The organism is Burkholderia sp. Ac-20353 (assembly GCF_017104785.1).
Taxonomy (GTDB): Bacteria; Pseudomonadota; Gammaproteobacteria; order Burkholderiales; family Burkholderiaceae; genus Burkholderia.
The window spans coordinates 58,444-77,270 of the sequence record NZ_JAAGPL010000019.1; the positions used below are offsets into that span (position 1 = coordinate 58,444).

General features: G+C 67.6%; 16 protein-coding genes. 13 read left to right on the top strand and 3 right to left on the bottom strand.

The features are described 5' to 3' along the window. The first annotated feature begins 245 nt into the window (after nt 1-245). The 11 genes from hisQ to G3N94_RS09640 all read left to right on the top strand — a co-directional run bounded on the left by hisQ (nt 246) and on the right by G3N94_RS09640 (nt 12,172). A complete protein-coding gene (hisQ, locus tag G3N94_RS09590) occupies nt 246-935 on the top strand; it encodes a histidine ABC transporter permease HisQ (protein ID WP_205792143.1) in 690 nt (229 codons plus the stop codon). After that, nucleotides 932-1,645, top strand: coding sequence for an ABC transporter permease (locus G3N94_RS09595; RefSeq protein WP_124599012.1), 714 nt, complete (start codon nt 932-934; stop codon nt 1,643-1,645). Before hisQ ends, G3N94_RS09595 begins: the two co-directional genes overlap by 4 nt. A gap of 21 nt (nt 1,646-1,666) precedes the next feature. After that, nucleotides 1,667-2,461, top strand: a complete 795-nt coding sequence (locus tag G3N94_RS09600) for an ABC transporter ATP-binding protein (RefSeq protein WP_205792144.1) — start codon at nt 1,667-1,669, stop codon at nt 2,459-2,461. A 22-nt stretch (nt 2,462-2,483) separates the two neighbouring features. Continuing rightward, entirely contained in the window at nt 2,484-3,524 is a 1,041-nt protein-coding gene (locus G3N94_RS09605) for a GlxA family transcriptional regulator (RefSeq protein ID WP_205792145.1), read from the top strand. 291 nt (nt 3,525-3,815) lie between these two features. Then, on the top strand, nt 3,816-5,048 hold the full coding sequence (locus G3N94_RS09610; RefSeq protein WP_205792146.1) for an aspartate aminotransferase family protein: 1,233 nt from the start codon (nt 3,816-3,818) through the stop codon (nt 5,046-5,048). A gap of 30 nt (nt 5,049-5,078) precedes the next feature. Continuing rightward, complete coding sequence (aruF, locus tag G3N94_RS09615; RefSeq protein WP_205792147.1) at nt 5,079-6,134, top strand: arginine/ornithine succinyltransferase subunit alpha; 1,056 nt, start codon at nt 5,079-5,081, stop codon at nt 6,132-6,134. Beyond that, a complete protein-coding gene (gene astA / locus G3N94_RS09620; RefSeq protein WP_205792148.1) occupies nt 6,131-7,171 on the top strand; it encodes an arginine N-succinyltransferase in 1,041 nt (346 codons plus the stop codon). Before aruF ends, astA begins: the two co-directional genes overlap by 4 nt. A gap of 7 nt (nt 7,172-7,178) precedes the next feature. Continuing rightward, nucleotides 7,179-8,642 (top strand): succinylglutamate-semialdehyde dehydrogenase, encoded by a 1,464-nt coding sequence (astD, locus tag G3N94_RS09625; RefSeq protein WP_205792149.1) that lies wholly within the window; start codon nt 7,179-7,181, stop codon nt 8,640-8,642. Nucleotides 8,643-8,656: 14 nt separating this feature from the next. Further along, nucleotides 8,657-9,997, top strand: a complete 1,341-nt coding sequence (astB, locus tag G3N94_RS09630) for an N-succinylarginine dihydrolase (protein ID WP_205792150.1) — start codon at nt 8,657-8,659, stop codon at nt 9,995-9,997. Between the two features lie 7 nt (nt 9,998-10,004). Further along, nucleotides 10,005-11,075 carry a succinylglutamate desuccinylase gene (astE, locus tag G3N94_RS09635; protein WP_205792157.1) on the top strand — a complete coding sequence of 357 codons (1,071 nt, stop codon included), beginning with the start codon at nt 10,005-10,007 and terminating at the stop codon, nt 11,073-11,075. A gap of 302 nt (nt 11,076-11,377) precedes the next feature. Next, nucleotides 11,378-12,172, top strand: coding sequence for an ABC transporter substrate-binding protein (locus tag G3N94_RS09640; protein ID WP_205792151.1), 795 nt, complete (start codon nt 11,378-11,380; stop codon nt 12,170-12,172). 78 nt (nt 12,173-12,250) lie between these two features. Here the strand turns inward: G3N94_RS09640 and G3N94_RS09645 are convergent, their stop codons facing one another. Further along, nucleotides 12,251-13,729, bottom strand: coding sequence for an HDOD domain-containing protein (locus G3N94_RS09645; protein WP_205792152.1), 1,479 nt, complete (start codon nt 13,727-13,729; stop codon nt 12,251-12,253). 28 nt (nt 13,730-13,757) lie between these two features. Next, nucleotides 13,758-15,500 (bottom strand): cyclic di-GMP phosphodiesterase CdpA, encoded by a 1,743-nt coding sequence (cdpA, locus tag G3N94_RS09650; protein WP_205792158.1) that lies wholly within the window; start codon nt 15,498-15,500, stop codon nt 13,758-13,760. 279 nt (nt 15,501-15,779) lie between these two features. Here cdpA and G3N94_RS09655 point away from each other — a divergent pair, with 279 nt between their 5' ends. After that, nucleotides 15,780-16,340: a peroxiredoxin gene (locus tag G3N94_RS09655; RefSeq protein ID WP_205792153.1), complete on the top strand. Its 561-nt coding sequence runs from the start codon at nt 15,780-15,782 to the stop codon at nt 16,338-16,340. Nucleotides 16,341-16,436: 96 nt separating this feature from the next. On the opposite strand, the gene G3N94_RS09660 is transcribed toward G3N94_RS09655, so the two are convergent. After that, complete coding sequence (locus G3N94_RS09660; protein WP_205792154.1) at nt 16,437-17,066, bottom strand: SDR family oxidoreductase; 630 nt, start codon at nt 17,064-17,066, stop codon at nt 16,437-16,439. 246 nt (nt 17,067-17,312) lie between these two features. On the opposite strand from G3N94_RS09660, the gene G3N94_RS09665 reads away from it, so the two are divergent. Further along, the coding region (locus G3N94_RS09665) for an NYN domain-containing protein (RefSeq protein WP_205792155.1) at nt 17,313-18,827 on the top strand (1,515 nt) is incomplete at its 3' end.

Here is an 18,827-nt window from a genome sequence, read left to right on the forward strand (position 1 = left end):
GAAAAAGCGACCGGAAAATTGCAAAAAGTCCGCTTCCCGGCGTGTAGTCCAACTGTCAGGGAGCGGCTTTTTTCCTTTTGAAACAGCCGTGTAGCGGGGTATTGCGAGCGCCGCCCCGGATTGTTGCGATGCAGCAATGCGACGCACGGTGATTTGAGACAATCATTTCCGCTTGCGACTATCCGCGTCAGCCCGGCGCGGGACACGCATGCGCGCCGGCTTTCATTCCAACTCTGGAGACGCGCGTGTTTCTTTACGGCTTTGGTCCCGTCCTCTGGGCCGGCACCGTGCAGACGATCGAGCTGTCGGTGCTGTCGCTCGCCACTGCGGTGGCGCTGGGGCTGATCGGCGCGGTGGCGAAGCTGTCGCACAACCGGTTTCTGCGTTCGATCGCGACCGGTTATACGACGCTGATCCGCTCGGTGCCCGATCTCGTCCTGATGCTGCTGCTGTTCTACAGCATGCAGATCTGGCTGAACCAGTTCACCGACCTCGTCGGCTGGGATCAGATCGACATTGACCCGTTCATTGCCGGCGTGCTGACGCTCGGCTTCATCTACGGCGCGTATTTCACCGAGACGTTTCGCGGTGCGTTCCTGTCGGTGCCGCGCGGCCAGCTCGAGGCCGGCGCGGCGTACGGGATGAGCGGGCTGCGGGTGTTCGTGCGGATCATGTTCCCGCAGATGATGCGCTTCGCACTGCCGGGCATCGGCAACAACTGGCAGGTGCTCGTGAAGGCGACCGCGCTCGTGTCGATCATCGGCCTCGCCGACGTCGTGAAGGCGGCGCAGGACGCGGGCAAGAGCACGTTCAACATGTTCTTCTTCATCCTCGTCGCGGCGCTGATCTATCTCGCGATCACGACCGTTTCCAACCTCGTGCTGATGCAGCTCGAGAAACGTTATTCCACGGGCGTGCGCCACGCAGACCTATGATCGAAATTCTCCAGGAATTCGGCCAGGCGTTCCTTTACTGGGACGGCCAGCGCCTGTCGGGCCTTGCGGTCACGCTGTGGTTGCTCGTCGCGTCGATTTCGTTCGGCTTCGTGTGCGCGGTGCCGCTCGCGGTCGCGCGGGTGTCGAAGAAGAAGTGGGTGTCGATGCCGGTGCGCTTCTACACGTACGTGTTCCGCGGCACGCCGCTTTACGTGCAGCTTCTGCTGCTCTATACGGGCATGTACAGCCTGGAATTCGTGCGGTCGCATTCGCTGCTCGACGCGTTCTTCAGGAGCGGCTTCAACTGCGCGATTCTCGCGTTTGCGCTGAACACCTGCGCGTACACGACCGAGATCTTCGCCGGTGCGATCCGCGCGATTCCGCACGGCGAGGTCGAGGCGGCGCGCGCGTACGGGATGACACCGTTCACGATGTATCGCCGCGTGATCCTGCCGTCGGCGCTGCGCCGTGCGCTGCCGCTGTACAGCAACGAGGTGATCCTGATGCTGCACGCGACGACGGTTGCGTTCACGGCGACCGTGCCGGACATCCTGAAAGTCGCGCGCGACGCGAATTCGGCGACGTACATGGCGTTCCAGTCGTTCGGGATCGCCGCGCTGATCTATCTTGCGGTATCGTTCGCACTCGTCGCGGCATTTCGCCGTGCAGAGCGCCACTGGCTCGCGTATCTCGCGGCCGGCCGTCATTGATTTCACTTCGAGGAGAGCCAGATGGCCGAGATCACTCAAACGGGCGCTGCCTGCAAGCTTGCGGCGGTCGACATTCACAAGCGCTATGGTGACAACGAGGTGCTGAAGGGCGTGTCGCTGAACGCGAAGGCCGGCGACGTCATCAGCATCATCGGCGCGAGCGGCTCGGGCAAGAGCACGTTCCTGCGCTGCATCAATTTTCTCGAGCGGCCGAATGCGGGGCAGATCGTCGTCGACGGCGAGGCCGTGCGCACGAAGGCCGACAAGACCGGCGCGCTCGAGGTTGCCGACCACAAGCAGCTGCAGCGGATCCGCACGAAGCTCGCGATGGTGTTCCAGCACTTCAATCTGTGGGCGCATATGAACGTGCTCGAGAACGTGATGGAAGCACCCGTGCACGTGCTTGGCATCTCGAAGAAGGAAGCCGAGGATCGTGCGCGCGAGTACCTGGAGAAGGTCGGCTTGCCGCCGCGGGTCGAGAAGCAGTATCCGTCGCACCTGTCGGGCGGCCAGCAGCAGCGCGTCGCGATCGCGCGGGCGCTCGCGATGGATCCGGACGTGATGCTGTTCGACGAGCCGACTTCCGCGCTCGATCCGGAGCTCGTCGGCGAAGTGCTGAAGGTGATGCAGAAGTTGGCCGAGGAAGGCCGCACGATGATCGTCGTCACGCACGAGATGGGCTTTGCGCGCAACGTGTCGAACCACGTGATGTTCCTGCATCAGGGCCGGACCGAGGAGCAGGGCCATCCGTCGGAGGTGCTGGTGCGCCCGCAGAGCGAGCGCCTGAAGCAGTTCCTGTCCGGCAGTCTCAAGTAACGCAGCGCGGCAGGTCGCATACGTGGTACCGGTGTCCCGTCCCGCAGGCGCCACCCGCACGACGCAGGTGGCGATCGTCGCTTTGCCGCCCGTGTCGATGTCGGGCGTGGGTCCGATCGTCGATGCGTTGAGTCTCGCCAACGAGATCGATGGCCGGCTGCTGTACCGCTGGCAGGTGTGTTCGTGGGACGGGCGGCCGGTGCCGCTCGCCGGCGGCGCGCAATGGCATGCCGATGCGGCGTTCAATGACGCGGTGGCGTGCGACTGGTTGATCGTCGTTTCCGAGCGGTTCCAGCAGTTTGCCGACTACCGGTTGTTCCTGGCGAGCCTTGCGCGCGTCGGGCAGCGCACGCCGGTCGTGACGGGCATCCACCATGGCGTGTGGTGGCTGGCGATGGCCGGGCAGCTGTCCGGTTATCGCGTGAGCGTGAACTGGGAGACGTACCAGCAGTTTGCCGAGCAGTTCGAGCGTTCGATCGTCACGCAGCAGATCTTCGAGATCGACCGGGATCGGGCTACGTGCGCGGGCGGGCAGGCGACGGTCGATTTCATGCTCGCGATGATCGGCCGCGAGCACGGGCCGGAGCTGGCGGAGCGGATTGCGGATGCGCTCGGCGCCGGGACGTTGCGCAGCGGCGAGGAGCGGCAGCGGATTCCGTTCGTGACGGCCCCCGGGGAGCGGCATCCTCAGCTCAATGACGCGTTGCTGCTGATGGAAGCGAATATCGAGGATCCGTTGACGACGGATGAGATCGCCGGGTTGGTCGGGGTGTCGCGCCGGCAGCTCGAGCGGTTGTTTCGGCAGTATCTTGGTGCGATGCCGTCCAAGTATTACCTCAATCTGCGGTTGCTCAAGGCCAGGACGCAGTTGCAGCGGACCAGCAAGTCGGTCGTTCAGGTCAGTCTCGCCTGTGGGTTTTCTTCTGCTGCGCATTTTTCTAATGCGTACCGTGAGAGGTTTGGCGTGACGCCTCGCGAGGATCGGCGGGCGTGGCTCGAGAAGCAGACTGGGGGTGGCGCCGAACCTCGGGCTGGGGCGCTCGTCGAGCGCGAGAATAAATAAGGACTTAGCGGTCCTGGGGGCGCTTTTTGGGTGGTCTTTCAGCGGCGGGCGTGAAGCACCCGTAATCCTATCGGTCTATTTGTGTCGCCCCGCCCCGGGGAGGGGCGACCCAAATAGACCGACAAGAAATCGGGACCGAGCAAAAAAACACACGCACCCCCGCCGGAGGCAAAAAAAAAACGCCCGAGGCATCCCGATAGAACCCGTCGCAAATCTGCAAGACGCTTGCCCGCCCCTTACCTAAACTTGAACCTATTGTTTCAAGACCTCAACCGAAAGGAAGAAACCGCCATGACGACCCTGACCGTGAACCGCCAGACCTTCGACGAAGTGATGGTGCCGGTGTTTTCCCCCGCACCGTTCGTGCCGGACCGCGGCGAGGGCTCCCGCGTGTGGGACACGGCGGGTCGCGAGTACGTGGATTTCGCATGCGGCATCGCCGTGACGTCGCTCGGCCACGGCCACCCGGAACTGCTGAAGGTGCTCGACGAGCAAAGCCGCAAGCTCTGGCACATCGGCAACGGCTACACGAACGAGCCGGTGCTGCGCCTCGCGAAGCGCCTCGAATCGCTGACCTTCGCCGACCGCGCTTTCTTCGCGAACTCGGGCGCGGAAGCGAACGAAGCCGCGCTGAAGCTCGCGCGCCGCGTCGCGTTCGAACGCCACGGCGCCGACAAATACGAAATCATCTCGTTCGTGCAGTCGTTCCACGGCCGCACGTTCTTCACGGTCAGCGTCGGCGGCCAGCCGAAATACTCGGAAGGCTTCGGCCCGGTGCCCGAAGGCATCAAGCACCTGCCGTTCAATGACATCGAAGCCGCGAAGGCCGCAATCGGCGCGCAAACCTGCGCGGTGATCGTCGAACCCGTGCAGGGCGAAGGCGGTGTGATCCCCGCCGATCCGGCCTTCCTGAAGGCGCTGCGCGAAGCGTGCGACGCGCACGGCGCACTGCTGATCTTCGACGAAGTGCAGACGGGCGTCGGCCGCACGGGCCACTTCTACGCGTACATGGACACGGGCGTCACGCCGGACATCCTGACGACCGCGAAGGCGCTCGGCAACGGTTTCCCGATCGGCGCGATGCTGACGACGAAAGAACTGGCCGCCCACTTCAAGGTCGGCGTGCACGGCACGACCTACGGCGGCAACCCGCTCGCGTCGGCGATCGCCGACAAGGTCGTCGAACTGATCGGCGACCCGGCACTGCTCGAAGGCGTGCGCGAACGCAGCGTGCGCCTGAAGGGCGCGCTCGAGCGCATCAACGCACGCTTCGGCATCTTCAAGGAAGTGCGCGGCAAGGGCCTGCTGGTCGGCGCGGAACTCACGGCCGCATTCGACGGCCGGGCGAAGGACTTCGTGACCGCAGCCGCCGAGCACGGCGTGATCATGCTGATCGCAGGCCCGAGCGTGCTGCGCTTCGTGCCGTCGCTCGTGATTCCGTTCGACGTGCTCGACGAAGGCCTCGCGCGCTTCGAGAAGGCGGTCGAGCAGGTGGTCGCCGCTCAGGAAGCCACCGCGCGCTGAGGCGCGCACCCATCGCTGACAGGAACGACGATGCTATTTGTTCGCCCCGGCAAACTCACGGATCTCGATGCGCTCGCGCACATGGCGCGCACTGCGCAGCCGGTCCTGCACTCGCTGCCGCATGATCGCGCGGCGCTCGAGGCGCGTGTCGCGCTCTCGGAGGATTCGTTTCGCGCGGACGTCGACTTCCCCGGCGAGGAGTTCTATCTCTTCGTGCTGGAAGACGCCGCGACCGGCAAGCTGCTCGGCACCGCCAGCATCGTGGCGGCCGCCGGCTACTCCGAGCCGTTCTACGCGTTTCGCAACGACGCGCTGATCCACGCGTCGCGCGAGCTGCACGTGAACCGCAAGATCCACGCGCTGACGATGTCGCACGAGCTGACGGGCAAGAGCCGGCTCGCGGGCTTCTACGTCGATCCGTCGCTGCGCGGCGACGCGGCCGCGCACCTGATTTCCCGCGCGCGGATGATGTACATCGCCGCGAACCGCCGCCGCTTCACGCCCGAAGTGTTCACGTTGCTGCTCGGCGTGAGCGACGAGAGCGGCGCGTCGCCGTTCTGGGAAGCGGTGGGCCGCAAGTTCTTCGGCCGTGACTTCGCCGACGTCGACATCGCGTCGGGCGGCCGCAGCCGCACGTTCATCGCCGAAGTGATGCCCGGCTATCCGCTGTACGTGCCGCTACTGCCGGAAGCCGCGCAGCGCGTGCTCGGCGAGCCGAACGCCACCGCGCTGCTCGCGTACGACATCCACCTCGAGGAAGGCTTCGAGCCCGACCGCTTCGTCGACATCTTCGACGCGGGCCCGGTGCTGACCCAGCAGGTCGATCGCACCGCATGCGTGACGCACGCGGCCGAACGCACGGTGCGCGAGGCCGCGCGCCAGCAGGGCGACGTCGCGTACCTCGTGTCGAGCGGCAGCGGCGAATCGTTCCGCTGCGTGCTCGCGGACCTGCCGGCCGATGCCGGCAAGGACGCGCCGCTCGCCAGCGACGTGCGCGCGGCGCTCGACGTGAAGGACGGCGATGTCGTGCGCTGCGTGCCGCTGCACCAGCGCGATGACGAACATTCGAAGGGAGACGCAGCATGATCGTCGTTCGGGTCGTACAAACGGGCGATGTGGATGCGCTCGTGTCGCTCGCGAAGGAAACCGGTCCGGGCCTGACCACGTTCAAGCCCGACCGCGACGCGCTCGCCGCGCGCATCGAACGCACGCGCCGCACGCTCGAAGGGCAGGCCGCGCCGTCGGAAGCCGGCTACTTCTTCGTAATGGAAGACTCGACGACGGGCGACATCGCGGGCGTGTGCGGGATCGAATCGCAGGTCGGCCTCGAGCAGCCGTTCTACAACTACCGCGTGAGCACGGTCGTCCACGCGAGCCAGGAGCTCGGCGTATGGACGCGGATGTCCGCGCTGAACATCTCGCACGATCTGACCGGCTATGCGGAAGTGTGCTCGCTGTTCCTGAGCCCGCGCTACCGCACGGGCGGCGTCGGCGGCCTGCTGTCGCGCTCGCGCTTCATGTTCATCGCGCAGTTCCGCGAACTGTTTCCGGAACGCATCTGCGCGGAGCTGCGCGGCCACTTCGACGACGACGGCACGTCGCCGTTCTGGCGCGCAGTCGGTTCGCACTTCTACCAGATCGACTTCAACGCGGCGGACTATCTCAGCTCGCACGGCCGCAAGTCGTTCCTCGCGGAACTGATGCCGCGCTACCCCGTGTACGTCGACCTGCTGCCGCAGGACGCGCAGGACGCGGTCGGGCTCACGCACCGCGATACGCTGCCGGCGCGCAAGATGCTCGAGGCGGAAGGGCTGCGCTACCAGAACCACGTCGACATCTTCGACGCGGGCCCTGTGCTCGAATGCCACGTCAACGACCTGCGCACGGTGCGCGAGAGCGTCGTCGTGCCGGTCGCGATCGGCGTGCCCGATGCGGGCGAATCAGACGCGGGTGCGCCGAGATCGCTCGTGTCGAACACGTCGCTCGGCGATTTCCGCGTCGGCGTCGCGCCCGGCGTCATCGCGAACGGTACGTTCGTGCTGTCGGCCGTCGATGCCGCCGCGCTCGACGTGAAGGCCGGCGATCCGGTCCGCGTGCTGCCGCTCAAAGTCAAACAGGGATAAACGAATCATGACGGAACTCTTCATCGACGGCGCCTGGGTCGCAGGCTCGGGCCACGCCTTCGCATCGCGCAACCCGGGCACCGACGAAATCGCGTGGCAGGGCGCGAGCGCATCGGCCGCCGACGTCGATCGCGCGGTCATCAGCGCGCGCCGTGCGTTCGCCGACTGGTCGGCGCTCGCCTTCGAAGCGCGCTGCGAAATCGCGAAACGCTTCGCCGCGCTGCTCAACGAGCGCAAGGAAGCGCTCGCCGCCGCGATCGGCCGCGAGACCGGCAAGCCGCTGTGGGAAGCGCGTACCGAAGTCGCGTCGATGGCCGCGAAGGTCGGCATCTCGATCCAGGCGTACCAGGAGCGCACCGGCGAGAAGCGCCAGGACATGGCCGACGGCGTCGCGGTGCTGCGCCACCGTCCGCACGGCGTCGTCGCGGTGTTCGGCCCGTACAACTTCCCCGGTCATTTGCCGAACGGGCATATCGTGCCGGCGCTGATCGCGGGCAACACGGTCGTGTTCAAGCCGTCCGAGCTCGCGCCGGGCGTTGCGCGCGCGACCGTCGAAGTGTGGAAGGATGCGGGGCTGCCGGCCGGCGTGCTGAACCTCGTGCAGGGCGAGAAGGACACCGGCATCGCGCTCGCGAACCATCGCCAGATCGACGGCCTGTTCTTCACCGGCAGCTCGGACACGGGCACGCTGCTGCACAAGCAGTTCGGCGGCCGTCCGGAGATCGTGCTCGCGCTCGAGATGGGCGGCAACAACCCGCTCGTGATCGGCGAGGTCGAGGACCTCGACGCGGCCGTGCATCACACGATCCAGTCGGCGTTCCTGTCGGCGGGCCAGCGCTGCACGTGCGCGCGCCGCATCTTCGTGCCGGAAGGCGCTTACGGCGACCGCTTCGTCGCACGCCTCGCCGACGTCACGTCGAAGATCACGGCGGACGTCTACGACGCCGATCCGCAGCCGTTCATGGGCGCGGTGATCTCGGCGCGCGCGGCCGCGAAGCTCGTCGACGCGCAGGCGCGCCTCGTCGCGCAGGGCGCGAAGCCGATCATCGAGATGGCGCAGCGCGACCCGCGCCTCGGCTTCGTGAACGCGTCGATCCTCGACGTGACCGGCGTCGCCGAGCTGCCCGACGAGGAGCACTTCGGCCCGCTCGCGCAGATCATCCGCTACACGACGTTCGACGCCGCGATCGAGCGTGCGAACGACACTGCGTTCGGCCTGTCCGCGGGCCTCATCGCCGACGATGCGCGCGTGTGGGAACACTTCCGCCGCACGATCCGCGCGGGGATCGTCAACTGGAACCGCCCGACCAACGGCGCGTCGTCGGCCGCGCCGTTCGGCGGCACGGGCCGCTCCGGCAACCACCGGCCGAGCGCGTACTACGCGGCCGATTACTGCGCGTACCCGATGGCGTCGGTGGAAAGCACGCAACTGACCTTGCCCGCGAGCCTGTCGCCGGGCCTGCACTTCTGAACGAGGGAACGACGATGAACGCACAAGAAGCCAATTTCGACGGACTCGTCGGCCCGACTCACAACTACGCCGGGCTGTCGTTCGGCAACGTCGCGTCGCTGAACAACGAAAAATCCGCAGCGAATCCGAAGGCCGCCGCGAAGCAGGGGCTGCGCAAGATGAAGCAGCTCGCCGACCTCGGCTTCGCGCAGGGCGTGCTGCCGCCGCAGGAGCGCCCGTCGCTGCGCCTGCTGCGCGAGCTCGGCTTCTCGGGCAAGGACGCGGACGTGATCGCGAAGGCCGCGAAACAGGCGCCCGAACTGCTCGCCGCGGCGAGCTCCGCATCGGCGATGTGGACCGCGAATGCGGCCACCGTCAGCCCATCGGCCGACACGAGCGACGGCCGCGTGCACTTCACGCCGGCGAACCTGTGCAGCAAGCTGCACCGCGCGATCGAGCACGAGGCGACGCGCCGCACGCTGTCGACGCTGTTTGCCGATCCCGCGCACTTCGCGGTGCATGAAGCGCTGACCGGCACGCCCGCGCTCGGCGACGAGGGCGCGGCGAACCACACGCGCTTCTGCGCCGAATACGGGCAGCCGGGCGTCGAGTTCTTCGTGTACGGCCGCTCGGAATACCGCCGCGGACCGGAGCCGAAGCGCTTCCCGGCGCGCCAGACCTTCGAGGCGAGCCGCGCGGTCGCGCATCGCCACGGGCTGCGCGAGGAAGCGACGGTCTACGCGCAGCAGGATCCGGACGTGATCGACGCGGGCGTGTTCCACAACGACGTGATCTCGGTCGGCAACCGCGACACGCTGTTCACGCACGAGCGCGCGTTCGTCAACAAACAGGCGATCTACGACACGCTGACCGCGGCGCTCGACGCGCGCGGCGCGCGTCTGAACGTGATCGAGGTGCCCGATGCGGCGGTGAGCGTCAATGACGCGGTGACGTCGTATCTGTTCAACAGCCAGCTGCTGTCGCGCGCCGACGGTTCGCAAGTGCTCGTCGTGCCGCAGGAAAGCCGCGAGAACGCGAACGTCGCTGCGTATCTCGACAGCCTCGCGGCCGGCAACGGCCCGATCCGCGACGTGCTCGTATTCGACCTGCGCGAAAGCATGAAGAACGGCGGCGGCCCCGCGTGCCTGCGCCTGCGCGTCGTGCTGAACGACGCGGAGCGCGCGGCCGTCACGTCGAACGTGTGGATCAACGACACGCTGTTCGCGTCGCTCGACGCATGGATCGAAAAGCACTACCGCGACCGCCTCGCGCCGGAAGACCTCGCCGATCCGGTGCTCCTCGACGAGTCGCGCACCGCGCTCGACGAGCTGACGCAGATCCTGCGCGTCGGGTCGCTGTATGACTTCCAGCGCTGAGGCCCGCATGGGCGGCGCGGCCTGGCTCGACGATTTCCTCGCGTTCACGCTCGCGGGCGACACGCCTGCCGCGACGGACGGCGTCTGCGCCGACGGCGCGGTGCGCTGGCAGTGGCATGGCGAAGGGCTGCTGGCACTCGAGCCGTACACGGCGAACGCGGCGGACGTAGCGTCCGGCCGCAGCGTGCTCGTGTCGGCCGGCGTGCATGGCGACGAGACCGCGCCGATCGAGCTGCTGTCGATGCTCGTGCGCGATATCGCGGCGGGCGCGTTGCCGCTCGCGTGCCGATTGTTCGTCGTGCTCGGCAATTCGCCGGCGATGCGCGCGGGCGAGCGCTATCTCGACGACGACCTGAACCGGCTGTTCAGCGGGCGTCACGCACAGGTGCCGGACAGCCGCGAAGCGCCGCGCGCAGTGCAGCTCGAGGCGGCCGCCGCGTCGTTCTTCGCGGCCGCGCCGGCCGAAGCGGGCGCGCGCTGGCATATCGACATGCACACGGCGATCCGCGCGTCGGTATTCGAGCAGTTCGCGCTGCTGCCGCATACGGGCACGCCGCCGTCGCGCGCGATGATCGAATGGCTCGGCGACGCATGCATCGCGGCCGTGCTGCTGCACTCCGCGAAAGGGTTCACGTATTCGCACTTCACGGCCGAGCATTGCGGCGCGCTGGCGTGCACGCTGGAGCTCGGCAAGGTGCGGCCGTTCGGCCAGAACGACCTGACGCGCTTTGCAGCCGCCAATCGCGCGGTGCGCGCGCTCGTGTCGGGGCAGCGGGGCGGCTATCAGCAGGGCGGCCATCCGCAGCGCGATGCCGACGCTTCGCTGCCGCGCGTGTTCACCGTGATCGACCAGATCACGAAACAGAGCGACGCGCTCGAGCTGTTCGTCGCGGCCGACGTCGCGAACTTCACGCCGTTCCCGCGCGGCACGGTGCTCGCGCAGGACGGCGCGTACCGCTACACGGTGCAGCACGACGAGGAGCGGATCGTGTTTCCGAACCCGTCGGTGAAGCCCGGGCTGCGCGCGGGGCTGCTCGTCGTCGACACGACCCGCGAGACGCTCGCCGCGCTCGTCTGAGCGATGCGCCGACGCTCGCGCGCGCGATGCGCCGGCCGCGCGTGCGACGCCATTGCCTTGCGTGTTTGCGACATCGTCTTGCAAGTTCCGCATGCGTCGCGCGCGGTGTCCGGCGCGCAGTGCAGCAACCGGTCCGGCGGGCCGCTTTGCCGTGACGGCGCACGCGGATTGGTACAATCGCGGCCTTGCGGCTGTTGCGCCGCATCACGGCGACGCATCGCGATTGTCCGGGCATTCCGACCCTGCAATGATGCGTGCGCACGTTGTTCCGGAAATACCGTTCGTATCAGGAGGACCCTCTAATGAAGTTGGATTGGCGAAAAGTGGCCGCACACGCGGCGGTGGCGGCAGTGGCCGTGGTGGCGGGCAGCGCGTTTGCCGCGGATCTGAAAGAGATCCGCTTCGGCGTCGAGGCATCGTATGCGCCGTTCGAATACAAGACGCCCGACGGCAAGCTGACCGGCTTCGACATCGACATCGGCAACGCGGTGTGCGCGAAGCTGAAGACGAAGTGCGTGTGGGTCGAGAACGACTTCGACGGTCTGATCCCGGCGCTGCAGGCGCGCAAGTTCGACGCGATCAACTCGGACATGACGATCACCGACCAGCGCAAGCACGCGGTCGCGTTCACCGATCCGATCTACACGATCCCGAACCAGCTGATCGCGAAGCAGGGCAGCGGCCTGCTGCCGACCCCGCAATCGCTGAAGGGCAAGCGCGTCGGCGTGCTGCAGGGCACGATCCAGGAAGCGTATGCGAAGAAGAAGTGGGCGCCGGTCGGCGTCGAAGTCGTGCCGTACCAGACGCAGGATCTCGCGTACGCGGACCTGAAGTCGGGCCGTCTCGACGCGACCTTCCAGGATTCGGAAGCGGGCGCGAAGGGCTTCCTGTCGAAGCCGCAAGGCCAGGGCTTCGGCTACGCAGGCGGTACTGTCAGCGATGCCGAGATCCTCGGCTCGGGCGTCGGCTTCGGCCTGCGCAAGAACGACGCGGCGCTGAAGACCGCGCTCGATCAGGCGCTGAAGGAACTGAAGGCGGACGGCACGATTGACAACCTCGCAAAGAAGTACTTCAGCGTGCCCGTCACGCTCAAGTAAGCGCGCGATCCGATTCGCCGCATGATGCAAACCGGCCGCAGATGCGGCCGGTTTGCTTTTCAGCGGCCGGTTTGCCGTTCAGGCCTTGAAGAACCGGCTCAATTCCCGCGCCAGCTCGTTGAGCACGCCCATTTCCTGCTGCGAGATCTTGCGCGCGCGCTGCGCACCGGACCAGTCGCCGTACAGCAGCGCGACCGTCGACGCATCGACGCGCACCGGCAGCAGCACGAACGCGTGCGTGTCGTCGAACGCGTCGAGATACCACGCGGGCAGGCGCTTCACCATCTTCGGGTCCTGCGCCTGCTCGATGAAGATGCCGACCGAATTGGTGATCGCGAGATGGAACACGTCCGGCTCGAAGCGCTCGTCGAAGCGCAAGCGGCCGAGCGCCGCGTCGACGCCGTCGCCGAAGCCGAGGCGGGCGGCGAACGTGCCGTCGTCGTGCCGCACGAACATCACGGTGCGCGTGAACGCGAGGCCCGCGAGCAGGCTTTCGGACGCGAGCGCGAGCACCGGCGTGAGCACATGCTCGGACGGCAGCGCGCGCAGGTCGGCGAGGCCAGCCTCGAGATAGACCTCGGGTTCGGCCTGCGCGCGGGCGATCGCGTCCGCGTTCGCGCGCAGCTCGACGATCTCGCGCATCACGGTGTCGCTCGTTTCCTCGCGCGCGAGCTGCTCGGCGATCACGACGAGTGCGTCGGGCTCCGTGTCGAGCATCGCGCCGTAATGCTGCGCGAGCGACGCGATGCGCGCATCGCGCTGCGGGCTCGCCGGCATCGCAAGCGCAGTCGCGACGTCGGTCGAACAGCGGCTCACCGCGCGCAGCCAGTGCACTTCGCTCGCCGAGCCGTCGCCGTCGTCCTGCCGCGCGTCGCCGCCGATCAGCTCGACGAGTTCGTCGTCGTCGGCCATGCCGGCGCGGATCACATCGGGCAGCCGCCAGCGCGTGGCTGCTTCGAGGCCGATCTCGTCGAACCCGACGCCGAGCACGTCGACGCAGGCCGCGGCCTCGTCGCCGTGCAGCTCGGCCGCCCGCCGGCGGATCCGGTCCCATTCGGTGTCGAGATAGCAGACGACGAGCAGCTTGCCGACCTGCCGCATCAGCGTGCAGACGATCGCTTCCTCGCCGGCGCGCAGGTCGACGTGCTCGGTCAGCTTGCGCGCGACGCAGCCTGACAGCAGCGCGCGGTTCAGCTCGAGCTTCGCGTCGATTCGGCGCGGCGTGCTCTGGTGGAAGTGGTCGACGAGCTTGAGGCCGACGACGAGGTGGCCGACCGCGTCCATCCCGAGCACCATCAGCGCGCGGGTCACGGTGGTGATGTTGCCGCCGAACGCCATGTACATCGCGGAGTTCGCGAGCCGCAGCACCTTCTGCGTCAGCGCGAAGTCCGACAGCACGACGCGCACGAGCGCGGTGAAGTCGAGGTCGTCGCTCTTCATCGCGGCCATCGTCGCGCGCAGCGATTCCGACAGCAGCGGGAAATCGCCCCGTTCGTTCATCCGGGCCCACAGCTTGTCGAGCAGCGCCGTCCGGGGCAGGTGTTCGGTGATTGACATACGGATCCGTTCTGTTCGCGGTGGCGCGTCAAGCGGCCGCGTGCAGGCGCAACTGCTGCGCCTCGAAGCGCTGCGCCAGTTCCTCGGACGGCAGCGCCTTGCAGACCAGCCAGCCCTGGATATGGTTGCAGCCCATCTCGGTCAGCAGCGCGCGCTGCGCCTCGGTCTCGACGCCTTCGGCGACGAGTTCGAGATCGAGCGTCTGCGCGAGGCCGACGACCGCCGACACGATCGCGCGGTCGTTGCGCGACGTCAGCAGGTTCTCGACGAAGCTGCGGTCGATCTTCAGTTTTGCAAGCGGGAAGCGCTGCAGATACGCGAGGCTCGAGTAGCCGGTGCCGAAATCGTCGATCGCGAAGCGGATGCCGAGGTCGGTCAGCTCCTCGAGCAGCCCCTTCGCGTGCGCGGGGTCGTGCATCAGCAGGCTCTCGGTGATCTCGAGCACGATGCGGCGCGGGTCGATGCCGGTCAGTGTTATCGCGTCGCGCACGCTCTGCGTGAAGCGCGGATCGCGGAATTGTTGCGGCGACACGTTCACCGCGACGTACTGCAGCGCGAGCCCCTGGCGGTCCCATGCGACGAGCTGCATGCACGCGGCCTTCAGCACCCAGTTGCCGAGGTAGTTGATCAGGCCGATCGATTCGGCGAGCGGAATGAAGGTGGCCGGCGGCACGAGCCCGTGCACGGGGTGGCTCCAGCGGATCAGCGCCTCGACGCCGACCACCGCGCCCGACTGGCTGCGCGTGATCGGCTGGAAATGCAGCGAGAACTCGCCGTTGCGCACGCCGTCGTACAGGTCGGCCTCGAGCTTCAGGCGTTCGGCATCGGACGGGTCGTCGACCGGCGTATGAAACGCGAGCGCGTTGCCGCCCGACGCTTTCGCCTGCGACAGCGCGTGGTCCGCGCGGCGCAGCAGCGGGCTGTGGTGCTGCGCGCGATGCGGGGCCGCGCGCTCGTCCGGGTAGAGCGCGATGCCGATGCTCGCGGACAGGTGCACGGGCTGCCCGTGATACACGTACGGCTGGCGCACGGCCGCCTGCAGCCGGCGGCCGAGCGCGCCCGCGACGTCGCTTGCCTGCGCGCGGCCCGGCGCGTTGAACACGATCGCGAACTTGTCGCTCGCGACCCGCGCGAGCTGCTCATCCGGCGCCATCAGCGCCTGCAGCCGCTGCGCGGTTTCGCGCAGCAGCGCGTCGCCGGCGTCGTAGCCGAGCGCGCGGTTGATCCGCTGGTAATCGTCGAGGTCGAGCAGCAGCAGCGCCGCGCAGGTGCCGTTCTCGTCGGCGGTCTGCTGCGCGCGCATCAGCGCGGGCACGAGCGCCGACAGGTTGTCGAGCCCCGTCATCGGGTCGTGATGCATTTCGTAGGTCAGGCGCGCCTCGAGCGCGCGCCACGACGACACGTCGAATGCCGCGATCGCGAAGCCGTCGACGCCGTGGTGGCGGCTCTTGACTGCCCGCACCTCGACGTCGAGCGGGTAGGTCAGCGACTTGACGATGCACATCGTCGCTTTCTCGACGTGGCCGGAGCGCGCGGCGCGCGCAAGCAGACCTTCGAGCGCCGCGGTATCCTGCTCGGCGATGAGATCGCGCAGCGTCAGCGTGTGCAGGTAGTCGCGGTGGTAGCCGATGAAGCGCAGGCTCGCATCGGACACGTAGAGAAAGCGCAGTTCGCGATCGACGTGCGCGAGGAAGTCCACCGCGCCGACCGTCTGTTCCAGCCAGTTGCGCACGGTGTCGTCGCGGCGCGGCGCGCCGGCGCGCGCCGGCATCAGCGCGCCGCCTGACCAGGCGAAGCGGCGCAGCGTATGCAAGGCACTACGCCAGGAGCCCTTGCGTGGCGTCTGTTTCCTGTTGGCTTCCATGTTTCTCGCTGACGTGAAGGGCTGGAACCGGTTGTCCGGAAGGAATAACGGCAGACCACGCGGAATCTTTAACGCGCGACCCGCCGGGACATGGGCCGCGCGCACCCGGATGGTGCGCCGATGTTCGTTTGGCGAACGCCGGCGCGTCACGCATCGAAGCTGACTTTATAAGAAATGAGGACGCATATGAAGCGAAAACTGATGGTGTCGATGGTATGTTCCGCGGCGGCGACGCTCGTCGCGGGCTATGCGCTGAGTGCGCACGCGGAACTGAAGGCGGGAGACCGGGCGCCGGATTTCACGACGCAGGCGTCGCTGGGCGGCAAGACTTATACGTATTCGCTCGCCGACGCGCTGAAGCGCGGGCCGGTGGTGCTGTACTTCTATCCGGCCGCGTTCACGAAGGGCTGCACGATCGAGGCGCACGCGTTCGCGGACGCGGTCGATCGCTACCACGCGTACGGCGCGACCGTGATCGGCGTATCCGCAGACGATATCGGCACGCTGGCGAAGTTTTCGGTCAGCGAGTGTCGCAGCAAGTTTCCGGTTGCGGCCGATCCCGGCGCGAAGATCATCCGCGAGTATGACGCGAAGCTGCCCGCGCTCAGCGTCGCGAACCGCGTGTCCTACGTGATTTCGCCGGAAGGGAAGGTACTGTACGAGTACACGAGCCTGTCGCCGGACAAGCATGTCGAGAACACGCTCGCGGCCGTCAAGGCGTGGGCGGACGCGCACCCGAAGCCGTAAATGGAACGAAAGGAACGAACGGGACGCCCGCCCTGCGGGCATGCCGCGGGGCGGGCGTGGCGGCGGGCGCGGCCGGGGCGGCGGTGCCTGCGGGCGTCATGCGCGCAGCGCCTGCTCGATCGGCACGCTGCCGCCGACGAAGCCGATCGTCTTCTTCGAAATTCCGAGCTTGATCGCCTCGATCGCGGCCCAGGCGACGTCCTGGCGCGATACGGGCAGCGCGTGGTCGAGCCGCTCCTCGGTCAGCGCGATCTTGCCGACGCCGGGGCCGTCCGCGAGCGGGCCCGGCCGCAGGATCACGTAGTCGACGCCTGATGCGATCACGCGCTCGTCGCCTTCGCGTTTCATCTGCGAGTAGTGGCGCAACGCGTCGGGGCTGCGCTCGGGCCAGTACGCGGACAGCGAACTGATCACGACCAGCTTCTGCACGTTGCACGCGAGCGCATAGTCGGCCGCGCGCGCGACCGCGTCGCGGTCGACCTGCTCCTCCTCGGCCGCGCCCTCCGACTCGGCCGAGCCGGCCGCATAGATCACGTGCGTGATGCCCTGGAATGCGTGCGAGAAGTCGTCCGTCAGGTCGGCCTCGATCACCTTCGCGCCCGGCAGCGTGTAGCCGTGCCGGCGCACCAGCGCCGTGACCTCGAATTCCGGCTGCTCGAGCAAAAGATCGGCACAGGCCTGGCCGGTGCGGCCGGCGGCGCCAATCAGCAGTACCTTGGTCGTCATGAAACCGCTCCTTGATCGATGCGTCGCCAGTCCAGATGGGGACGGACGACCGATACTCAAGTGTATGTCGATTTGGCCCGCCGGCGGACGGCGAAATGGGGGCGTACCTGCGGCGGCGTACCGGGGACGGCCGAGCAGCCGGCATGCAACTATCGCGGGTGAGACCCCGCCGACCGGCTATCATGTGCGCGACGCATTTTCTGCCGCTACGCAATTCAACGCGTCGGCCAACCGGTTGGAGTACACATGGCATTACCCCTCGATAACGTCAGCATGGCGGTGTTCTGCGACTTCGAGAACGTCGCGCTCGGCGTGCGCGATGCGAAGTACGAAAAGTTCGACATCAAGCCGGTGCTCGAACGGCTGCTGCTGAAGGGCAGCATCGTCGTCAAGAAGGCCTATTGCGACTGGGATCGCTACAAGGGCTTCAAGGCGGCGATGCACGAGGCGAGCTTCGAGCTGATCGAGATCCCGCACGTGCGGCAATCGGGCAAGAACTCGGCCGACATCCGGCTCGTCGTCGACGCGCTCGATCTCTGCTACACGAAGTCGCACGTCGATACCTTCGTGATCATCAGCGGCGACTCGGATTTCTCGCCGCTCGTGTCGAAGCTGCGCGAGAACGCGAAGAAGGTGATCGGCGTCGGCGTGAAGAAATCGACGTCGGACCTGCTGGTCGCGAACTGCGACGAATTCATCTTCTACGACGATCTCGTGCGCGAGCAGCAGCGCGCGCTCGCGAAGCGCGAACAGCAGCAGCGCGCGGGCAACGGCGGCGCGAAGCGGCCCGACGAGCCGTCCCGCAAGCCCGAGCTCGAAGTGCGCCGGGCCGAGGCGATCGCGCTCGCGGTCGAGACCTTCGACGCGCTCGCGTCGGAGCGCGACGACGTCGGCAAGATCTGGGCGTCGGTGCTGAAGAGCGCGATCAAGCGCCGCAAGCCGGACTTCAACGAGTCGTATTATGGTTTCCGCGCATTCGGCAACCTGCTCGACGAGGCGCAGGCGCGCGGCCTGCTCGAGGTCGGCCGTGACGACAAGTCGGGCGCGTTCGTGTCGCGCGCGCGCCAGGCCGCGGCGGTGGAGTCGGCGGTGTCGGTGGATGTGTCGATGGCGGATGACATGCGGGCGGTCGAGCCCGTGCACGCCGAACGCGAGCGCCGCCACGGGCGGCACGGCACCGCGCACGCCAAGGAAGCGGCGGCACCGGTCGTCGCCGAGGCGGCAGAGCGCGACGTGGTCGAAGCTGCTGCACCGGAAGCGGTGGAAGCGGCGGAAGCGGCGGGGCGCGCAAACGCGGCCGGCACGGGTGACGTGCACGACGAAAAGAAGGACGGTCGCAAGCGTGCGCGCAAGAGCGCGGCGAAGAAGGCCGCGACGAAGAAGAGCGGAGCGAAGAGGGCAGACGCGAAGGAAGCCGGCGCGCAGCAAGCCGATGCGCGGCACGGTGACGAGCAACACGGCGGCGAGCAACACGGTGACGTGAAGCACGGCGACGCGAAGCATGCCGACGCGAAGCTCGGCGAGCGCAAGCACGGCGACGGGAAGCACGCGGAGCGGACCCACGCGGACGCGCCGCAGGTCGAGATGTTTGTCGAAAGCGTGCCTGCCGTCGCGACGCCGGCAGGCACGAAGGCGGCGGTCACCGCCGCCGTGGAGCCGCAACCGGAAGCGGCCGCGCCGGCCGAAGCGTTCGCCGACGCGGCCGCCGATGCGAAGCCGAAAAAGCCTGCCCGCAAGACGGCGCCGCGCGCGCGCCGTCCG

Bases quoted from the DNA above. Each gene is read 5' to 3' on its own strand.
- astE (WP_205792157.1), top strand. From the start codon at position 10,005: ATGGGCGGCGCGGCCTGGCTCGACGATTTCCTCGCGTTCACGCTCGCG.
- G3N94_RS09645 (WP_205792152.1), bottom strand. From the start codon at position 13,729: ATGTCAATCACCGAACACCTGCCCCGGACGGCGCTGCTCGACAAGCTG.
- G3N94_RS09595 (WP_124599012.1), top strand. From the start codon at position 932: ATGATCGAAATTCTCCAGGAATTCGGCCAGGCGTTCCTTTACTGGGAC.
- G3N94_RS09655 (WP_205792153.1), top strand. From the start codon at position 15,780: ATGAAGCGAAAACTGATGGTGTCGATGGTATGTTCCGCGGCGGCGACG.
- astB (WP_205792150.1), top strand. From the start codon at position 8,657: ATGAACGCACAAGAAGCCAATTTCGACGGACTCGTCGGCCCGACTCAC.
- cdpA (WP_205792158.1), bottom strand. From the start codon at position 15,500: ATGCCGGCGCGCGCCGGCGCGCCGCGCCGCGACGACACCGTGCGCAAC.
- aruF (WP_205792147.1), top strand. From the start codon at position 5,079: ATGCTATTTGTTCGCCCCGGCAAACTCACGGATCTCGATGCGCTCGCG.
- G3N94_RS09640 (WP_205792151.1), top strand. From the start codon at position 11,378: ATGAAGTTGGATTGGCGAAAAGTGGCCGCACACGCGGCGGTGGCGGCA.
- G3N94_RS09600 (WP_205792144.1), top strand. From the start codon at position 1,667: ATGGCCGAGATCACTCAAACGGGCGCTGCCTGCAAGCTTGCGGCGGTC.
- astD (WP_205792149.1), top strand. From the start codon at position 7,179: ATGACGGAACTCTTCATCGACGGCGCCTGGGTCGCAGGCTCGGGCCAC.
- G3N94_RS09610 (WP_205792146.1), top strand. From the start codon at position 3,816: ATGACGACCCTGACCGTGAACCGCCAGACCTTCGACGAAGTGATGGTG.
- astA (WP_205792148.1), top strand. From the start codon at position 6,131: ATGATCGTCGTTCGGGTCGTACAAACGGGCGATGTGGATGCGCTCGTG.
- G3N94_RS09660 (WP_205792154.1), bottom strand. From the start codon at position 17,066: ATGACGACCAAGGTACTGCTGATTGGCGCCGCCGGCCGCACCGGCCAG.